The sequence below is a fragment of the Burkholderia sp. E168m23 genome, from assembly GCF_016586125.1.
Taxonomy (GTDB): domain Bacteria; phylum Pseudomonadota; class Gammaproteobacteria; order Burkholderiales; family Burkholderiaceae; genus Burkholderia; species Burkholderia orbicola.
Map to the genome: position 1 here is coordinate 1 of NZ_BCPP01000865.1, position 3072 is coordinate 3072.

The window sequence follows — 3072 nt, forward strand, 5'->3', positions numbered from 1 at the left end:
GCGCGCCCTTCAGCGCGAGCCGCTCGAGCTGCGCGGCGAGCGCGAGCAGCCACGCCCAGCCGTACGGCCGCTCGAAGCCGGCGTTGTGCGGCAGCGCGAGATACGCACGCTCGCCGGCGACGTTCGCGTCGGTGAAATGCGCATCGACGGTCGCGACGATGCGCTCGGCTTCCGGCAGTGCCGGGTAGCGTTCGAGCACGCGCAGCACGAGCCAGTAGCCGTGCACGCACGAATGCCAGTCGTAGCTGCCGTAGAAGATCGGGTGCAATGCGCGCGGGCCCTGCACGTCGTGCGGCCCTTCGAGCGCATGCGTGAGCTTGTTCGGATATTCGCGGGTCAGGTGCGCGAGCGCGAGCGACGCGAATTTCGACGCGAGTTCGGGGGTGAGTCGGTCGGTCATGAGGATCTCGTCCATCGAATCAGAAGCGGAATACGAACGCGTACATCAGCAGCGTGTTCACGGCCAGCAGCAGCACGGCGGTCGGCCACTGCGCCTTGATCACGCCGTTCTTGTCCTTCAGTTCGAGCAGCGCCGCGGGCACGATGTTGAAGTTCGCGGCCATCGGCGTCATCAGCGTACCGCAGAAGCCGCTCAGCATCCCGATCGCGCCCATGATCGCCGGATTGCCGTGGAACTGGTGGACGATCAGCGGCAGGCCGATGCCGGCCGTCATCACCGGGAACGCGGCGAAGCCGTTGCCCATGATCATCGTGAACAGCGCCATGCCGACCGTATAGGCCGCGACCACCGCGAACGGCGAATCGATCGGCACCCAGTCCTTCACGAGCCCCGACACCACGCCGCCGACGCCCGCCACCGCGAACAATGCGCCGAGCGCCGCGAGCATCTGCGGCAGGATCGCGGCCCAGCCGACCGCATCCATCGTGTGGCGCGCCTCCTTCAGCGCATGCACGGGCGAATCGCGCAGCATCGCGAGCGCGACGACGAACGCGACGATCGTGCCGAGCACGAGCGAGATCAGCGTCACGCTCTTCGGCTCGACGAACGGCACGAGCTTCAGCGCGAACGTGCCGATCAGCGTGACGAGCGGAATCAGCAGCGCCGGCAGGAACAGCCGGTTGCCGAAGCGCTGCGCGAGCGTCTCGCGCCGCCCGGCCGCCGCTTCGCCGGCCTCGTCGGACCGGCCGCGGCCGAGCTTGCCGGAGCCGGCGATCACCGCGAGCGCGATCGCGAGGCACCCCGTCACGAAATGCGGCAGCAGCGCGCCGAACAGGAACGTGACCGCGTAGATGGCCCAGAACGCGAAATTGACGACGCGCCGCGGGTTCGTGCGATCCGTCAGGTTGAAGTACGCGAACGCGGCGAACATCAGCCCCGCGAGCGTGTACAGCGATTCGAGGCCGATCATCGCGCGCCCTCCTGCCTGACCAGGCCGAAGCCGCGCGCGAGCCGGCGGTCGAGCAGCGCGAGGCGCGTGCAGTGGATCAGCAGCGCGGCGATCGCGGTCGGGATCGCCCACACCGACAGGTGCAGCGGCTCGATGGCGATGCCGTTCTGTTCGAGAAAGCCCTTGATCAGCAGGATCGACTGGATCGCGATGAAGATGTCCTCGCCGAAGAACACGGCGACGTTGTCGGCGCCCGACGCATGCGCGCGGATCTGCTGGCGCACCGCCTCGGGCAGCTCGCCGTGCCGGCCGACCGCGGCGGCCTCGGCCATCGGTGCGATCAGCGGCCGCACCATCTGCGCGTGGCCGCCGAGCGACGTGAGGCCGAGCGCGGCGGTCGCCTGGCGCAGCACGAAGTACAGCATCAGCACGCGGCCCGTGGTGGCCGCCTGCACCCGCGAGATCATCCGCTTCGCCTGCTCCTTGAGCCCGTTGCGCTCGAGCAGCGCGATCACCGGCAGCGTGAGCCAGATCAGCCCCATGTAGCGGTTCTCGGTGAACGCCTTGCCGAACGCACTGACGATGTCGACGAGATTCAGCCCGCCCGCCAGCCCCGTCGCGAGCCCCGCGATCGTGACCACCAGCAGCGCATTGAAGCGCAGCGCGAAGCCGATCACGACGATCGGCACCCCAATCAGCACCAGCATTTCCCCTCCTTGTGTCTGGACGCGCGGCACGTCGGCCACGCGCGGCCGGCCCGGTTTGCATCGGGCTCGGACGGCGAAATCTAACACGAGACTTTATCGATAAAAAGTCGACAATTTGCCGGTTCGGGTAAACGTTGAAGCCGATGGACACCGTGCCCGCGCCATGTGTCGGCCGCGTTTCATCGGATGAATCGGGCCGCCCGGCGCGCGTGGCGCAGCCCCGGGGCGCCGACTACACTGAAGAGCATCGGCAACGTACGGGAGAGCCGCCATGATTGACGTATTCCAGACCATCGGCAGCCGCGCGTTCTCCGCTCATCTGGCGAAGGACGGGATGGTGACGCTGATGGAGCAACGCCATGAAGTCGACCGCGTGACGCTCGCGACCGCCTATGCCGCGCTCGTCGAGGAAGCCGAGCAGGAAGCCGACCTGCGCGACGCGACGGTCGAAGGGATGATGCGCGCGCTGATCCAGGGCTACGCGCGCAGCCATTGACGGCGTGGCGGCACGGCCGCCGCGCGGCCCGATGCGCGCTACGGCCCGCTACGCGGCCGGCATGCCCGCACCCATGCCGAACCACCGGCCCTCGCGCAGTTGCCGGTAATCGGCCTGCGTGAAGATGCTCAGCAAGTTCGCCACCGCGCCGTTGCTGGCACGATCGCGTTCCGTCATGAAGGCTTCGACTTCGTCGCGGCCGGCGAACAGGATCGTGCCGAAATAACGCTCGCGCTCCGCGTCGGAGAGGTTCGTCGCGCTCAGCTGGTACGGATGGTGAAGCGCCGCGAACAGGAAGTAGTAGCGCTCGGCATCGTCGCGCAGCACGCGCACCGCATCGGGTTCGACCGGAAAATCGCGGTCGAACGACGCGTGCCCGCTCTCGATGTGGATCCGGTACAGCAAACGGCCGTCCTGCTCGATCACGATCGGCGCGTACGGGTCGCGGCTGACGAGGACGGTATCGGGCGCGCTCATCCGGTTCTCTCCTTGCTTTTTTGTCGATGCCGGCACGGTAACA

The 3072-nt window shown here is 67.8% G+C and carries 5 protein-coding genes; 1 reads left to right on the top strand and 4 read right to left on the bottom strand.

Going from position 1 to position 3072, the window contains the following annotated elements:
* The 3 genes from JMF90_RS30980 to JMF90_RS30990 all read right to left on the bottom strand — a co-directional run.
* A partial coding sequence (locus JMF90_RS30980) for a DUF2891 family protein (protein WP_201325871.1) occupies window positions 1-400 on the bottom strand: 400 nt, incomplete at its 3' end.
* Window positions 401-419: 19 nt separating this feature from the next.
* Complete coding sequence (locus JMF90_RS30985) at window positions 420-1370, bottom strand: DUF979 domain-containing protein (protein WP_011548003.1); 951 nt, start codon at window positions 1368-1370, stop codon at window positions 420-422.
* The gene (locus JMF90_RS30990) at window positions 1367-2056 is read right to left on the bottom strand and encodes a DUF969 domain-containing protein (RefSeq protein WP_011548004.1); all 690 of its coding nucleotides are present in this window, start codon (window positions 2054-2056) and stop codon (window positions 1367-1369) included. The genes JMF90_RS30985 and JMF90_RS30990 overlap by 4 nt, the downstream gene beginning before the upstream one ends.
* 271 nt (window positions 2057-2327) lie before the next feature.
* Between JMF90_RS30990 and JMF90_RS30995 the strand changes: the two genes are divergently transcribed.
* Entirely contained in the window at window positions 2328-2552 is a 225-nt protein-coding gene (locus JMF90_RS30995; RefSeq protein WP_011548005.1) for a hypothetical protein, read from the top strand.
* A 48-nt stretch (window positions 2553-2600) separates the two neighbouring features.
* Here the strand turns inward: JMF90_RS30995 and JMF90_RS31000 are convergent, their stop codons facing one another.
* Window positions 2601-3029 carry a hypothetical protein gene (locus JMF90_RS31000; protein ID WP_011694699.1) on the bottom strand — a complete coding sequence of 143 codons (429 nt, stop codon included), beginning with the start codon at window positions 3027-3029 and terminating at the stop codon, window positions 2601-2603.
* Window positions 3030-3072: the final 43 nt, after the last annotated feature.